The sequence below is a fragment of the Rossellomorea sp. RS05 genome (assembly GCF_039822645.1).
Classification (GTDB): Bacteria; Bacillota; Bacilli; order Bacillales; family Bacillaceae_B; genus Rossellomorea; species Rossellomorea marisflavi_B.
In genome coordinates, this window is sequence record NZ_JBDKWY010000002.1 from 355,522 (window position 1) to 369,963 (window position 14,442).

Sequence of the window (14,442 nt, forward strand, 5' to 3'; positions counted from 1 at the left end):
GCTTCAAGTTGGTGGTCGAAGAGCTTGAAGGATCGTGCAGATGTTCCTGCCATTACTGAGTGGATTGGAGCGGAAGGCGCTTGACTCCTGCGGAAATGGAGGAATGATCGAGACCCCGGAGGCGCTCTTCAGCCGAGGAGGCTCGACTTCCTCCCCGCGGAAAGCAAGTGACTGCAGCGGAAAGGAACGGACGGCTTCAGAACATCCTCACGTTCAACCTTCTGCACGAACCGGGATATGCTTCATCTCATCGACATCGAACAGGCCGAGGTCGGTGAGCTTGATGCTCGGGATGACGGGCAAGGTCAGGAAGGAAAGGGTGAGGAAAGGATTGAAATCTCCAGTGAATCCGATATCCTTCAAGGACGTATTAAGCTCCTCCAGCCCCTTGAGAACTTCTTCATGACCGGCACTGGACATCAATCCCCCGATCTCAAGGGAGAGGGATGCAATCACCGATCCGTCCTTCACCATTACAAGTCCGCCCTTCATGTCGCGCAGAGACCTGACCGCTGTAAGCAGGTCGGAATCGTTGGTACCGACGGCAACAAGATTATGTGAATCATGGGCAACCGTCGTAGCAATGGCCCCTGCCTTCAGTCCGAAGCCCTTAACGATGCCGAGCCCGATATTGCCTGTTGCGTGATGCCTCTCCACCACGGCCATCTTCAATTGATCATGTTCAATTGAAACGGAGAAGATACCTCCGGCTGTGTCCACGGTCTCGACCCGTTTAATGGTTTGAAGCTGATTCGGGATGATCTGAAGGACGTTTGCTGTGCTACCGCCATCCATTCGGATTGAAAGGTCTTCTGCCGCTACATCAGGAAAGTGGAGGGTATCGGTCAATGACATGGGCGGGGTTATATTCGCACCATTGATGGAAAGGGTCTCCCCGTTCCGGGCAACCAGGCGCCCTCCTTTATAGACAGAAGCGATGTGCAAGGCATCTAGATCGTCAAGAAGGAGGAAATCGGCATCGAATCCAGGTGCGATGGCCCCCTTGGTGTAGAGACCATAACATTCCGCTGCATTCAGCGTGGCCATTTGAATGGCCATGAGAGGGTTCATTCCTTCCCCGATGGCCAGGCGGATATTGTGATCGATGCTTCCTTCCTCAACTAGATCATCGAGATGCTTGTCGTCTGTGCAGAATAGGCAGCGGCGTACATTGCGTTCATTCACGACGGGTAGCAATTTCTTCAAGTCTTTAGCCACAGACCCTTCACGTATAAGAAGGTACATCCCACGTTGAAGTCTGGCCTTTGCGTCTTCCACTGTATTGCACTCATGGTCGGTTGATACGCCTGCTGCACGGTACACATTGATGGCTTCCTCGGGAAGACCGGCCAGATGGCCATCGACAAGACGGCTATACTCAGAGGTCAAGGCAATCTTGTCTATAAGGCCGGGGGAGGCTGATCGCAGGGAAGGATAATCCATCACTTCGGCAAGCCCGATAACGCGATCATGCTCGAAGAGAGGGGCAAGGTCATCAGCGCCAAGTTCCGCTCCCGAATTCTCAAATGGCGTTGCAGGTACACAGGATGGCAGCATGGTCAACGCATCAAGGGGAAGGTTTTCTGAATCATCGAGCATGAACTGTATGCCTTCGACTCCTGAGACATTCCCGATCTCATGCGGGTCGGTGATGACCGTTGTCACACCATGGGGGAGGACCACTTTTGCAAATTCCGATGGCGGTACCATGGATGATTCGATATGCACGTGACCATCGATGAACGAAGGGCAGAGCCACTTCCCTTCTGCATCAATCGTTTCCTTTCCTTGGTAGTTTCCGATTCCCACAATGATGCCATCTGTGATCGCGACATCACCTTCTGCGATCTCCCTGTTGAATACATCTATGATTCGGGCATTCTTTATCACGATATCAGCCGCGGCAGTACCGGCGGCTGCCTGTATCCGTCTTGTCAAATCAGTCTTTTTCATCAACGTTTTCTCTCCTTTATAAACAAAAAGCCCCGGGGTTCACCCAGGGTTCGACGTTGGAGAAGGACAGGGCATACGGCCCCTGTCTCCTCGTAGTCAAACCATTTACGGTAGTTTGGTAGAAACTTTTGGACCATATTTCCAATATTATACGAGAACACTCATGCTGCTATTAAAATGTTTAAGGAACATTGTATATGCTGCTCTTTAGAAATGTCAATGAAAAATGGAAAGAATGGATCGGAAAAGGGTGGATTCAGGTTACCGGTCGGGTGAGCACATCCAATGTGCTCAATCGGCAGGTTGAGAGTTGTAGGAAAAATGTAACCGTTATACATTAGATATACAAGGTTCGAACAAACCTTGCATAAAACATATACAAGGAGTGGAGTGAATGAAAAAGCTTTTTGCAATGTTGGTCGCAGTGTTGATGACGTTTGGTGTATCGGGAGCTGCCTTTGCGGCAGATGGAGATGCCATGGTGCGAATCGTGCACGCATCCCCTGACGCACCGGCTGTCGATGTTTATGTAGATGGTAATGCAGTGGTTGAGGGAGCAGAATTCAAAGCCGCCACTGACTATATGGAGCTTCCTGCAGGTGACCACAAAGTGGAGATTTTTGCAGCTGGAACAAAGGAAGATCCGGTGATTTCACAAGATCTTACCGTTGAAGCTGGTATGGCTTACACGGTCGCAGCCACCAATACCCTTGAGAATCTTGAACTTGTCGTAGCCAATGATTCAATGGACGTAACGGAAGGCAAGACAAAAGTAAGGGGCGGCCATTTATCCCCTGATGCACCAACAGTCGATGTTGGACTGAAGGATGGAGATGCGTTGTTCGAAGGAGCAGAATTCAAAGCCATCACGGATTATCAGGAATTGGATCCTGGAACGTATGATCTTGAAATCCGCACACCTGAGGGAGAGCAAGTATTGGATCTTTCCGGAACGGAACTAGCTGAAAATACCGTATACAGTGTGTTTGCCATCAATACAGCAGACAAACTTGAAGTACTTGTATTGAAAGATTACACGCTTATGCCTGGTGGAATGCCTGAAACCGGTATGGGAGGAGCAGCTGATCAAAATACGATGCTTCCGATCGTAGCAGCCGTTGCAGTGCTTGGTGGAGGAGCACTACTATTCATCAACCGTAAAAAATTATTCTCTTCTTAATGAAGCGGATTGCGGTTGTCTTGTTCATTCCATTGCTTCTGGCCGCATGCTCCAATGACCCTTCCACTGCACCGGAAGCGGATGAACCCGTCCAAAAGGTACAAGCGGTGAAGCCTGCTGTTCAAACAGCCAACGTGCAGGATGATGAACAATCGATTACTCCTGAATCGATTACGATCCCTTCGCTTGATATTGATGCCCCTGTGAAAGCATTCGGTCTGGATAAGGAAGGGAATATGGAGCTTCCCAAAAACGGGAAGGATGTCGCCTGGTTCTCACCGGGGATTCGCCCGGGGGAACGAGGAAATGCCGTCCTGGCAGGGCATGTCGATGACGAAAAGCAACCTGCGGTCTTTTTCGACCTGAAAAATATCAAGAAGGGGGACAGGATCATCCTGAAGGGAAAGGATGATGAAGAACTGGTCTTTGAGGTGAAGGATAAACAAGCCTATCTGAAAGATGATGCCCCCCTTCGGAAGATTTTCGGGCCGGGAGATCATATCGGTCTTAATATCATTACGTGCACAGGATATTTTGACCACGATATTCATAATTATGTCGAGCGACTGGTCGTTTATACAGAGCTCGTCACAGATGAAAAAGCATCCGGGTGAACCGGATGCTTTTTTTCAGGTGGTAGTGAATCCTTACAGGTATGGAGGCATGTTCCATTTGTGGAATGATCATCTCTCCCGTGCCTTCATCTTCAACACATAATAGGGTTTAACTGCTTAGGGAATAAGGGAAAAAGGGGTAGAGACAATCTAGTTCAGAAATCTTCGGAAGATACCCTTTCCACAACTGACGGGTGATCCTACTTACCATTGACAGGCTTCCATTAGATGACTGACGATCGAAGGAGAACGAGTGATGAAAAGACGAATCATTTGGTTGATCGGTTCATTGTTGGCCCTCGTTGTCATCGTCCTGGGGCTTGCGGGTAACTATATATATGATCTTGCCATCAGCCGCAACAGCGGTGTTGTCCAGCTCTACGGAGGAACGGATGAGGCGGTGGAAGCTGTGAGCGCATTGGAAGAAGAACAAAAAAGGCTGGAAGAACTGCGCAGTTGGACGAGCAGGCAAAAATTCGAACAGGTATCCATCCAATCAGACGACGGTCTGACCTTGAAAGGCCTTTACCTCAAGAATAAGTATCCGAACGGAAAGACGGTCGTTCTTGCCCACGGATACAAGGGAAACAGTGACCAGCTTCCGGAGGTGACACGGTTTTATTATCGCCAAGGCTATAACATCCTTAAGCCCGATGCGAGGGGACACGGGGATAGTGAAGGCGACTATATCGGGTATGGCTGGCCAGACCGGCTCGATTATGTGAAATGGATCGATTTCCTCGTCAAGGAGAAAGGGGAGGAAGCAATCTTCCTTCACGGGTTCTCAATGGGGGCATCCACTGTCCTGATGACGAGTGGAGAAGATCTGCCGCCGGAAGTGAAGGGGATCATTTCCGATAGTGCGTATACGAATCTGGAGGACGAGCTTGCCCATCAGCTGAAATACCTCTATGATCTGCCAGCCTTCCCCCTTGTTGACGCCACTTCCATCGTCACCAAGATCCGGGCGGGGTACTCTTTCAAAGAGGCATCTGCTGTTGAGCAGGTAAAGAAGAATGATCTCCCCCTCCTGATCATTCACGGAGCTGAAGATGAACTGGTCCCAACGGAGATGGCAACGGAAATCTATAAGGCAGCCGGAGGGAAAAAGGACATGTGGATCGTCCCGGAAGCAGGTCATACGGAAGGATTTCTCGTGAATGAAACAGAATATAGCACGAAAGTCATCGACTTTGTCAATGAAGCGATGATGGAACAGGAAGAAAAGAATTGAGAATAATCCGTTCCTTACTGTAATCAGGGGACGGATTTTTTATGTGATTAAAAGGAAATAAGAAGTTTTTGAAAAAAGTTCTTCTCATATCATTGAAAAATTCTGATTATTAGGTATAATTCGACAATACCCATCATCAGGAGGAGAAGCATATGAACACAAACACAGAAACATTATATGAAGAACTTCAAAACGTACTGGGTAAAGACCAGTTATCAACCAATATAACAGTAAGGGAGCAGCACGGGAGGGATGAGTCCTATCACGAACCGAGTAATCCCGATTTCGTGGTCTTCCCCTCTTGTGCAGAAGACGTAAGGGCCATCGTGAAGACAGCGGCTGCTCACGAAGTACCGGTGATTCCATTTGGACTGGGAACAAGTTTGGAAGGTCATGTCATTCCGTATGACCGGGGGATCACCATCGATTTCTCCGGAATGAATGAGATAGTGGAAGTAAGGGAGAAGGATTTTTTGGTTACCGTGCAGCCGGGTGTGACACGCTCCCAGCTCAATAAGGAACTCAAGAAACATGGATTGTTCTTTTCCGTCGACCCCGGGGCCGATGCAACCCTTGGCGGAATGGCGGCTACCAATGCCAGCGGGACAACTTCAGTAAAATATGGGGTCATGCGTGACCAGGTCCGAGATCTGGAGGTGGTGACTCCCGACGGCAGTATCATACATACCGGGAACCTTGCACAGAAATCTTCCTCGGGTTACCATCTCAACAGTTTGTTTGTAGGGTCTGAAGGAACGCTCGGGTGCATAACGGAACTGACCTTGAGAGTATACGGGATACCAGAGCATATCGTGGCGGCAAGAGCCTCGTTCCAAGAGCTCGATGATGCAGTGGAAGCCGTTGTATCGATCCTGCAGGCGGGTGTCCCGATTGCCAGGGTCGAGCTTCTCGATGAAACGTCCATGGTGCAGGCCAATCGATTCAGTGAAACGGATTATCATGAAAAGCCTACGCTCTTCCTTGAGTTTCACGGGAACGAAGCGGGTCTCGCCCAAGATGTGGAATTCACAAAGGAAATCGTCTCTGATCATGGGTGCGAGTCTGTTGCCTTTGAAACCGATCAAGGGGCAAGGAATCGGTTATGGGATGCCCGTCATAATCTTGCCTATGCCTATATTCATGGAAACAAAGGCAAGAAGATGATGGTGACCGATGTTTGTGTTCCCATTTCCGAGCTTTCAGGGGCCATCAGGGACGCTAGGAAGAGGCTAGATACCTTCGGACTCACTGGAGGCATACTCGGTCACGTAGGCGATGGAAACTACCATGTGCTCCTCATGATCGATATGGAAGATCCCAGGGAAGTGGAGAAAGCTGCACAGTTCAATGAACAGATCGTTGAATACGCACTTGAACGCAGGGGGACCTGTACGGGTGAGCATGGGGTCGGGGTAGGGAAGCAAAAGTATCAGGAACTGGAGCACGGTGATTCACTGCGGGTGATGGAACGGATCAAAGAAGCCCTCGATCCCAAGGGAATCTTCAACCCCAACAAACTGATCAAACAAAAGGAGGCGGGACAATGAAATTCCTTGAGACCATCAGCAGGGCTGCAGGAAAGTACTTTGCCTTCTGGGTCATCCTTGTAGCGGTCGTGGCCTATTTCATCCCGGCACCTTTCCTTCCCCTTGGAGGATACATCACCATCCTCCTCGGTGTGGTCATGTTCGGGATGGGATTGACGCTAAAACCGGTGGATTTTCAGCTGGTCGTGAAGAAGCCGCTTCCGGTCATCGTCGGAATCCTGGCACAGTTTTTGATCATGCCCCTCGGCGCGCTTCTCATTGTGTACGTCCTCGGCCTTTCAGGTCAACTTGCCGCTGGACTTGTCCTTTTAGGCTCTGTACCGGGCGGGACAGCATCGAACGTGATGGTCTATCTTGCCAAGGGTAACCTTGCATTGTCCGTTGCCATGACGTCATTATCCACTTTGATAGCCCCAGTTGCGACTCCTTTGATTCTGCTTGGATTGGCCGGGCAGTGGATGCCGGTGGATCCCATGGCCATGTTCCTGTCGATCTTTCAGGTGATCATCGTGCCGATTACGCTTGGTATCATCGTCCAGAAGCTTCTTCCTGGCGTTGTTGAGAAGAGTCTGGAGATCATCCCGCTGATCTCTGTACTTGCCATCATGACGATTGTAACGGCCGTGGTTTCTGCCAATTCATCCAATATCCGTACTTCAGGAGCCATCATCTTTATTGCTGTGATCCTTCATAATCTGCTTGGTCTGACACTTGGATATGTGGCGGCCATCATCATGAAACTGAAGGAAGGGGACAGAAGGGCGATTTCCATCGAGGTCGGAATGCAGAATTCTGGACTCGGTGTGGCACTCGCCACCGCCCATTTTGGTCCACTTGCCGCACTTCCAAGTGTTATTGGCGCAGTCTGGCACAATATATCAGGTCCGATCCTCGCAACCTATTGGAGTAAGAAACCTGCTAAAGTCGACGAGGCGGAAGAGAAGGTGAAGGCTGGATAATCATAAAAGGCTGAAGGGAGGATAACTCCCCTTCAGCCTTTTCTCTGACTAATACAGGAATACCATGAGGACGGTGGTTACTATCCTGACCATTTCATGAGCATAAAAAAGCCGGATCTCGGAAGATCCGGCTTTTGCCCTGCTATTTTTTCAGAAGCAGATACACGAAATAGGGAGCCCCGATCAAAGCGGCCATGATCCCGGCGGGAAGACCATCGGGATCGAGGACATTTCTGCCGACCGTATCGGCTGCAAGGAGCAGCCATCCACCGAGGAGCAAGGCTACCGGAAGATACAGCTGATGGCGCGGCCCCACAAGGGATTTGGCGAGATGGGGGGCCATCAGGCCTATGAAGGCAATCCCACCCGTCACGGAGACGGCCGAGGCGGCCAGGGCGACGGCTGTGAATAGAAGGACGATCCTCTCTCGCTTCAGTGCGACCCCGACGCCGATGGAAGCGGAGTCGCTCAGGGCTAGGAGGTTCAGTGTACGGGCTTTATACAGAGTGAACGGTATCAGTATCACCAGCCAAGGAAGGACCGCCCATACGAAGGGCCAATCAGCTCCCCATATGTTACCGGCAAGCCAGTTGGCAATGAAGTCGACTTTTGCCCGTTCCGCGCTTGAGATCATGATGATCATCAATCCCGAGAATGCCGTGGAGAATCCGACTCCCACAAGGATCATCTTGACGGGCTGAAGTCCGCCTCCCCGTGTGGAGGAGAAGAAGTAGATGAGACCAGCAGTCAGAATCGCACCGGCGAAGGCCACGATTGGAAGCATGAAGGCGAAAGATCCTGCATCGATGGGGAAGAACAGGAAAAAGACCGTGATGGCGACACCGGCACCGGAATTGATCCCGATGATACCCGGATCTGCAAGATCATTTTTTGTCATCGTCTGCAAGATGGAGCCTGAAAGGGCAAGGGCCATACCGGCAAGGACGGTAATCACGATCCTCGGTAGCCTGATGGAGAAAAGGATGAATTCATCTTTGAACGAGCCATTCCCCATGATGGTGGGGATCAGCCGGTCAATCGACACGGAGGAATACCCCAGGCTGATGCCGATCAAAACAGTAGACACAATGAAAAGCAGAAGGGCGATCAAGATCCCCCGTTGTTTTTTAAGTAGCTTGGGATGGATCATAGTTTACCGCCTTTCCGAACAATGAATAAGAAGAAGGGGAGGCCCATCATGGATACAATGGCCGCAACGGGAGTCTCGTAGGGTGCATTCACGGTCCGGCCGATCGTATCGGCCAGAAGCATGAACGTGCTTCCGAGGACGACCGAGACAGGGATGGTGGTGCGGTAATCGGTCCCTGTCAGTGCCCTGGCGATATGAGGGACCATCAGTCCGAGAAAGGCCATATTCCCTACGAGGGCGACAGCAGAACCTGCAAGGATGACCGTCAATATGAAGAGGGCCGACTTGACGAGGACCGTTCTTTGACCCAATCCGACTGCGACTTCCTCATTCAGGCTCAGGATGGTCAATTGCCTTGAGAACCCCATTGAAATGATTACACTTAAGAGGATGCAAGGACCGATGATATAGATTTGATTCCACGTCGTGCCGATCAGTCCTCCCGCGGTCCACATGGAGATGTCTTTTGAGAGTTTGAAGTAAAGGCCGATTCCTTCTGAAACAGCAAATAAAAAAGCAGACACAGCAGCTCCCGCAAGGACGATCCGGAAGGGGGAGAATCCTCCCCTCTTCACTGCTCCGATCCCGAAGACGAGCCCTGCGCCTATAGCAGCTCCTATGAAACACGCAAGCATGATACCGAAGGGACCGATGGAAGGCAGGAAGGCAAGGGCGGCAGCAAGGGCGGCATTGGCTCCAGCCGTCAGACCGAGCAGCCCCGGATCAGCCAGGGGGTTGCGGGTCATACCCTGCATGATGGCTCCTGAAACGCTGAGGGCGGCGCCGACCAGGATGGCAGCCACTTCACGCGGGAAACGGAGTTCCTGGAGGATCGAGATCTTGTCCCCGCTCCCGGTATTGGTCAGCGCCCCCCAGACATCGGCAAGGGACGTGTCAGCCGCACCAAAGGTGACCGATACAAGGAATGTTGCGCATAATACGATTATCAGTATGGATAGTGCAGGTATGTATGGTAGTTTTCGACTCATAGCCATCATCTTTTCTGTCGTAGTATAAGAGAAAGGAATTCTTATAGTAAGAATTCCTTTCGGGAGATTACTGGTTTCCTAGGAATTTCTCTTTGAAGAACTCGAGCTGGTAATCCAGCGTCAGAGGATCATTGAAGTAGAATTCCATCATGTTCACTTCATATACGCGGTTATTCTTCACTGCAGGAATCGAACGATACGTATCCGTCTTGGTGAAAGAATTCTCTGCATTCGGATCCCTGCTGACAATCAGGTAGTCACCGGCGAAGTCAGGTAGAACTTCGGTGGAAAGGGCGAAGTAACCTGGCTCAAGCGCTTCTTCTTTTACTTTATCAGGCATATTCAGTCCCATTTCCTGATAGAGGATCTCGGTTCCGCGTCCCCAGTTGTTTCCATACACATAGAGTTGTTTATTGAAGCTTTCGATGACGGAAACAGTGGCATCATCACCGATTTTCGCTTTGATATCGTCTCCAGTAGTAGCTGCCCGTTTTTTGAAATCATCTACCCATGCTTTTGCTTCATCTTCTTTGTTCAGGAGTTTTCCGATCTCAAGATGCTGCGTGAGGTAATCGACTTTTCCATACGTGTATGTAACGGTAGGGGCGATTTTTTTGAGTTTATCGACATTCTTGATATTGGATAGTCCGATAATGAGATCCGGGTCCAACTCGATGATCTTCTCCAGGTCTTCATCGCTCACTTCTTTCACATCTTTAAGGGAGTCATCCCAGCGAGGGTTCATCTTGGACCATGAATCCACTCCGACAAGAGGGACATCTAGGGCCATGACATTACCTGCGAAAGAGGACAGGACAACGACGCGTTTAGGGTCGGCCGGAACTTCTACGGGCCCGTTTTCAGATTGATAGGTAATGGTTCCTTTGTCTTCTTTCTTTTTCTCTTCCTTTTGATCCGTTGATGTTTGGTTGCCGCATGCACTAACTAGTAGCACGAATAGCAGAATGATAGGTGCCAGCCATTTCTTCATGTTGTTCTTCTCCTTTGATTAAGTTGTAGGTGATGCACATCGGTTTGAGGGTGCGGGGATCGCGGCCGATTTCGGCGTCGATGTTGAATACCTTCCTCAAGGTCTCGCGGGTAATGACCTGCTCCCCTGTGCCGGAACTCACCAAGTCGCCGTCCTTCAGGGCGATGATATGATCGGCAAACCGTGCTGCCTGATTCAGATCATGGAGGACCATGACGATCGTGCGTCCTTGTTCCCGGTTAAGCCTCTCCAAGAGCTCGAGGACCTCCAGTTGGTGGGCCATATCGAGATACGTTGTCGGTTCGTCCAAGAAGATGATGTCTGTTTCCTGGGCGAGGGCCATGGCGATCCATACGCGCTGCCGTTGTCCCCCAGATAAGGCATCTACCTCCCTGTGTTTGAAAGGCAGCGTGCCAGTCTCTTCCATGGCCCAGTGGATCATATCCAGATCTTTCTTCGTCAAGCGGCCCAAGCCTTTCTGATGGGGGAATCGTCCGTACGATACCAGTTCACCGACGGTCAATCCGCTTGCGCTTTCAGGGGTCTGGGGAAGTATGGCCATTTTTTTGGCCAATTCCTTCGTACTCTGTTTATGGATGTTTTGTCCATCCAGAAGGATATTCCCCGTCTGATGGGGAATGATCCGGGTAATCGCTTTCAACAAGGTCGACTTCCCGCAGCCGTTCGGTCCGATGATCGTGGTGATCTGTTTGTCCGGTATGCTTACGCTCAGATTCTTCACGATGAGTCGATCGTCATAGCCTACGGAAAGCTCGGTAGAAAAGAGACGATTCATCCTATCCCTCCTAATCGGTGATAATGATTCTCAGTGTCAACTAATACTCATGTTATATTCCTTTTTGCCCATTGTCAATAGAAAATTGGTTGTCAAAACAGATGAAAAGAGGTAGGATGTAATTGAGAATGATAATCATTTAGATAGCGGGGGATTAGGATGAGAGAGAAGGAGATCTATGATGTCACGATAATCGGCGGAGGGCCAGCTGGTCTATATTCTGCTTTCTATAGTGGATTACGGGAAATGAAAACGAAGCTGATTGAGTCCCAGCAGCGATTGGGCGGTAAGATCCATGTTTATCCAGAGAAAATGATATGGGATGTCGGGGGCCTTACACCTTTATCGGGGGCCGATCTGATCAAGCAGCTCGTGAAGCAGGGTCTCACATTCGATCCGACCGTCGTACTCAATGAAAAGGTTTCGTCTATCAGAAAAGATTCGGAGGGAATCTTTATTCTTGAAGGAGATTCAGGTGATGTCCATTTGTCCAAAACGGTCATCGTGGCGGTGGGGAGTGGCATCATCAATCCTCAGAAACTCAAGATCGAAGGAGCAGAGCGGTTCGAGGTGTCCAATCTTCATTACACAGTGAAATCCCTCAAACAATTCAAGGGCAGGACCGTCTTGATCTCCGGAGGCGGGAACTCGGCTGTTGATTGGGCGAATGAGTTGGAGCCTGTGGCAGGAAAGGTCATGGTCACATACAGGAAGGCTTCCTTCACCGGGCATGAAGCCCAATGCTCCCAGCTCATGAACAGCTCGGCCGATTGCCTATTCAACACAACCATTACGCGCTTGATCGGTTCTGAGGACGGGGAGAGGATCGAGAAGGTGGAGCTGATGAATGTGGAGACAAAGAATACAACGGTCGTGTCGGTCGACGACGTCATCGTCAATCATGGGTTCGAAATCGATTCCTCTCTCTTGAAAGACAGCTCCCTCGGCATTGAAATGCTGGATGACTTTTATATGAAAGGGAATGCCGTGAGCGAAACATCCGTGGAAGGATTGTACGCAGCAGGCGATATCTTGAAGCACGAAGGAAAGGTCCATTTGATCGCAGGAGCGTTTCAGGACGCGGCGAATGCCGTCAACCGTGCAAAAAACTTTATTTCACCAGATGCCGACCGGTCAGGAATGGTGTCTTCCCATAACGAAGTATTCAAAAAGAGGAACCGTGAATTGATCAAAAAGATGGTAGGTAAATAAAAAAATCCAGACAGCTGTCTGGATTTTTTTATTTACCCATATTGGTTTTCGTGTTTAGAGGATCTGCGCTTATTCACCAGGAAGCCGATCAAAAGGATGGCGATGGTAAGGGCGATCGTGATTGTCATGGTGGCAGGACCTTCATGAAGGTTCAGGAACTTCATGAATTTTTCATCCCCGACGATCATTTCCCCTGCCGTATAGGCAAGGATCCCCGAGCCCAAGTAGGCGATCCAGCGATATTTCTCGAGAACCTTGACGATGAGTTTCGAACCGAAGATCATGATCGGGATACTGATGAATACCCCGAGTGCAATCATGCCGATATGACCATGAGCGGCTCCTGCCACTGCCACGACATTATCAAGGCTCATGACTGCATCGGCAAGGATGATGGTCCCGATTGCTTGTCCCAGTTTGGAATGCGATTTGATATCGGCATCTCCTTCATCTTCGACGAGGACATTATAGGCGATCCATAGTAAAAGGATGCCTCCGAGCAGATGAACATAAGGGATCTTTAAAAGATAAACAATGATAGCTGCAAATAATATCCTTAGTATGACTGCGCCGCCTGTGCCCCAGAAGATAGCTTTATTCTGCAGATCTTTAGGGAGTCTTCTCGTAGCCATGGCGATGACTACGGCATTATCACCAGACAGGATGATGTCAATGGCGATGATCTTCAACAGCGCAATGATGGCTTCGGATGAAAAAGATAAATCCATAATGGTTCCTCCTGTTTCTTATCTCAAGCAGTATGTTGCCCACTTATTATAGCACTAAAACCATCGTCATCCCATTTTCCCAAAATGAAAAAGAGGCCGGCAAATGACCGGCCGACAGCCTACTGTGCTGGATAGGGGTAAGGATAGGGATATGAATAAGCGGGCACGGGGACAGGGTAGGGTCCTGGTGAGGCAGCTGCCCCAACGGCAAGACCGGTGACCGTTCCTGCGGCGAAGCCTGCACCGGGATACCCCCATCCATGATTCCAACCCGGTCCCCAGTTTCCACCGTGGTTCCAACCTCCTGTATTCCATCCGCCCCCGTGATGCCAGCTGGCCGAGCTGTTGCCCCAGTTGACGTGACCGCCTCCGCCGTGAACAGGTCTGTGATTCCTGATTGCATAGATGTTTATGTCATCCACCCTTTCTCATTCTGTACAATATATGCCCAAAGAATCATCAAGGTTATTTATTCATATCCTGCTTCCATCCACTATATATATGAATGTAATGGGCATGAGTCCCTAATGAACAAAAGGAGGAAAAGGATCATGAATGAACAGATGCAAAAGCTCATCAATAATCTGATTCAAATTGAACATGTTTCTACCACCCTATACCTTGCCATGTCTGCTTACCTTGCCAATCAAAACTACACAGGAATGGCCAATTGGCTTCGGGTCCAATCGGAAGAAGAGAGGACGCATCTATTGAAACTGATCGACTACCTGACTGATCGTGGGGGTGTGGTTGAATTGGCGGCTCTCCCTGCACAGCCGAACACCTTCGGCACACCGCTTGAAACCTTCCAAAAGGTCTTGGAGCACGAGCGTTTCGTCACGGATGCATACCGGAAAGCTTATGAGTACGCTGCCCAGAATGATCAACAGTCTGCCATCATCATTCAGGAATTCCTCCGTGAGCAGGTCGATGAAGAAGCCCAGTCAAAAACGATTGTAGACCGGCTGACCCTTGCAGGGAACAATTCAGCCGCCATCTTGGTCCTCGATCAGGAGCTCGGGCAAAGGACACCGGCTGGGGCCGCAGGAGGAGCGGGTGCAGCAGGGGGATAAAAAGTAGGAAAAGGCC

General features: G+C 50.0%; 14 protein-coding genes and 1 riboswitch. Of the genes, 7 read left to right on the forward strand and 7 right to left on the reverse strand.

The genetic code is table 11. The annotated features are described in order from the left end of the window. Window positions 1-213: 213 nt before the first annotated feature. A complete protein-coding gene (ade, locus tag ABJ225_RS09510; protein ID WP_347319836.1) occupies window positions 214-1,953 on the reverse strand; it encodes an adenine deaminase in 1,740 nt (579 codons plus the stop codon). Window positions 1,954-2,026: 73 nt separating this feature from the next. Continuing rightward, a riboswitch (purine riboswitch) is annotated at window positions 2,027-2,128 on the reverse strand. Window positions 2,129-2,347: 219 nt separating this feature from the next. Between ade and ABJ225_RS09515 the strand changes: the two genes are divergently transcribed. The 5 genes from ABJ225_RS09515 to ABJ225_RS09535 all read left to right on the forward strand — a co-directional run bounded on the left by ABJ225_RS09515 (window position 2,348) and on the right by ABJ225_RS09535 (window position 7,487). Beyond that, window positions 2,348-3,133, forward strand: a complete 786-nt coding sequence (locus ABJ225_RS09515; protein ID WP_347319838.1) for a DUF4397 domain-containing protein — start codon at window positions 2,348-2,350, stop codon at window positions 3,131-3,133. Further along, entirely contained in the window at window positions 3,133-3,747 is a 615-nt protein-coding gene (locus ABJ225_RS09520) for a class F sortase (protein ID WP_048005012.1), read from the forward strand. Before ABJ225_RS09515 ends, ABJ225_RS09520 begins: the two co-directional genes overlap by 1 nt. A 256-nt stretch (window positions 3,748-4,003) precedes the next feature. Beyond that, the gene (locus tag ABJ225_RS09525) at window positions 4,004-4,981 is read left to right on the forward strand and encodes an alpha/beta hydrolase (RefSeq protein WP_347319840.1); all 978 of its coding nucleotides are present in this window, start codon (window positions 4,004-4,006) and stop codon (window positions 4,979-4,981) included. Between the two features lie 152 nt (window positions 4,982-5,133). After that, window positions 5,134-6,528 (forward strand): FAD-binding oxidoreductase, encoded by a 1,395-nt coding sequence (locus ABJ225_RS09530; protein ID WP_218246903.1) that lies wholly within the window; start codon window positions 5,134-5,136, stop codon window positions 6,526-6,528. Further along, window positions 6,525-7,487 (forward strand): bile acid:sodium symporter family protein, encoded by a 963-nt coding sequence (locus ABJ225_RS09535; protein ID WP_347319842.1) that lies wholly within the window; start codon window positions 6,525-6,527, stop codon window positions 7,485-7,487. The genes ABJ225_RS09530 and ABJ225_RS09535 overlap by 4 nt, the downstream gene beginning before the upstream one ends. Window positions 7,488-7,629: 142 nt before the next feature. Here ABJ225_RS09535 and ABJ225_RS09540 read toward each other — a convergent pair whose 3' ends face one another. The 4 genes from ABJ225_RS09540 to ABJ225_RS09555 are packed head-to-tail and all read right to left on the reverse strand — an operon-like array spanning window position 7,630 to window position 11,413. Next, a complete protein-coding gene (locus ABJ225_RS09540; protein WP_347319844.1) occupies window positions 7,630-8,637 on the reverse strand; it encodes a FecCD family ABC transporter permease in 1,008 nt (335 codons plus the stop codon). Next, on the reverse strand, window positions 8,634-9,635 hold the full coding sequence (locus ABJ225_RS09545) for a FecCD family ABC transporter permease (RefSeq protein ID WP_481900612.1): 1,002 nt from the start codon (window positions 9,633-9,635) through the stop codon (window positions 8,634-8,636). The genes ABJ225_RS09540 and ABJ225_RS09545 overlap by 4 nt, the downstream gene beginning before the upstream one ends. A 58-nt stretch (window positions 9,636-9,693) precedes the next feature. Next, complete coding sequence (locus ABJ225_RS09550; protein ID WP_218246899.1) at window positions 9,694-10,617, reverse strand: iron-hydroxamate ABC transporter substrate-binding protein; 924 nt, start codon at window positions 10,615-10,617, stop codon at window positions 9,694-9,696. Continuing rightward, a complete protein-coding gene (locus ABJ225_RS09555) occupies window positions 10,568-11,413 on the reverse strand; it encodes an ABC transporter ATP-binding protein (protein WP_218246898.1) in 846 nt (281 codons plus the stop codon). The genes ABJ225_RS09550 and ABJ225_RS09555 overlap by 50 nt, the downstream gene beginning before the upstream one ends. Window positions 11,414-11,572: 159 nt before the next feature. On the opposite strand from ABJ225_RS09555, the gene ABJ225_RS09560 reads away from it, so the two are divergent. After that, window positions 11,573-12,625: an NAD(P)/FAD-dependent oxidoreductase gene (locus ABJ225_RS09560; RefSeq protein ID WP_347319848.1), complete on the forward strand. Its 1,053-nt coding sequence runs from the start codon at window positions 11,573-11,575 to the stop codon at window positions 12,623-12,625. A gap of 32 nt (window positions 12,626-12,657) precedes the next feature. Here the strand turns inward: ABJ225_RS09560 and ABJ225_RS09565 are convergent, their stop codons facing one another. Beyond that, window positions 12,658-13,353: a TerC family protein gene (locus ABJ225_RS09565; protein ID WP_218246896.1), complete on the reverse strand. Its 696-nt coding sequence runs from the start codon at window positions 13,351-13,353 to the stop codon at window positions 12,658-12,660. Window positions 13,354-13,472: 119 nt separating this feature from the next. After that, window positions 13,473-13,775: a hypothetical protein gene (locus tag ABJ225_RS09570; protein WP_347319850.1), complete on the reverse strand. Its 303-nt coding sequence runs from the start codon at window positions 13,773-13,775 to the stop codon at window positions 13,473-13,475. Window positions 13,776-13,904: 129 nt separating this feature from the next. Here ABJ225_RS09570 and ABJ225_RS09575 point away from each other — a divergent pair, with 129 nt between their 5' ends. Then, entirely contained in the window at window positions 13,905-14,426 is a 522-nt protein-coding gene (locus ABJ225_RS09575) for a ferritin (RefSeq protein WP_218246894.1), read from the forward strand. Window positions 14,427-14,442: the final 16 nt, after the last annotated feature.

Coding starts and splice junctions, on each gene's coding strand:
- ade (WP_347319836.1), bottom strand. CDS start 1,953: ATGAAAAAGACTGATTTGACAAGACGGATACAGGCAGCCGCCGGTACT.
- ABJ225_RS09515 (WP_347319838.1), top strand. CDS start 2,348: ATGAAAAAGCTTTTTGCAATGTTGGTCGCAGTGTTGATGACGTTTGGT.
- ABJ225_RS09520 (WP_048005012.1), top strand. CDS start 3,133: ATGAAGCGGATTGCGGTTGTCTTGTTCATTCCATTGCTTCTGGCCGCA.
- ABJ225_RS09525 (WP_347319840.1), top strand. CDS start 4,004: ATGAAAAGACGAATCATTTGGTTGATCGGTTCATTGTTGGCCCTCGTT.
- ABJ225_RS09530 (WP_218246903.1), top strand. CDS start 5,134: ATGAACACAAACACAGAAACATTATATGAAGAACTTCAAAACGTACTG.
- ABJ225_RS09535 (WP_347319842.1), top strand. CDS start 6,525: ATGAAATTCCTTGAGACCATCAGCAGGGCTGCAGGAAAGTACTTTGCC.
- ABJ225_RS09540 (WP_347319844.1), bottom strand. CDS start 8,637: ATGATCCATCCCAAGCTACTTAAAAAACAACGGGGGATCTTGATCGCC.
- ABJ225_RS09545 (WP_481900612.1), bottom strand. CDS start 9,635: ATGATGGCTATGAGTCGAAAACTACCATACATACCTGCACTATCCATA.
- ABJ225_RS09550 (WP_218246899.1), bottom strand. CDS start 10,617: ATGAAGAAATGGCTGGCACCTATCATTCTGCTATTCGTGCTACTAGTT.
- ABJ225_RS09555 (WP_218246898.1), bottom strand. CDS start 11,413: ATGAATCGTCTCTTTTCTACCGAGCTTTCCGTAGGCTATGACGATCGA.
- ABJ225_RS09560 (WP_347319848.1), top strand. CDS start 11,573: ATGAGAGAGAAGGAGATCTATGATGTCACGATAATCGGCGGAGGGCCA.
- ABJ225_RS09565 (WP_218246896.1), bottom strand. CDS start 13,353: ATGGATTTATCTTTTTCATCCGAAGCCATCATTGCGCTGTTGAAGATC.
- ABJ225_RS09575 (WP_218246894.1), top strand. CDS start 13,905: ATGAATGAACAGATGCAAAAGCTCATCAATAATCTGATTCAAATTGAA.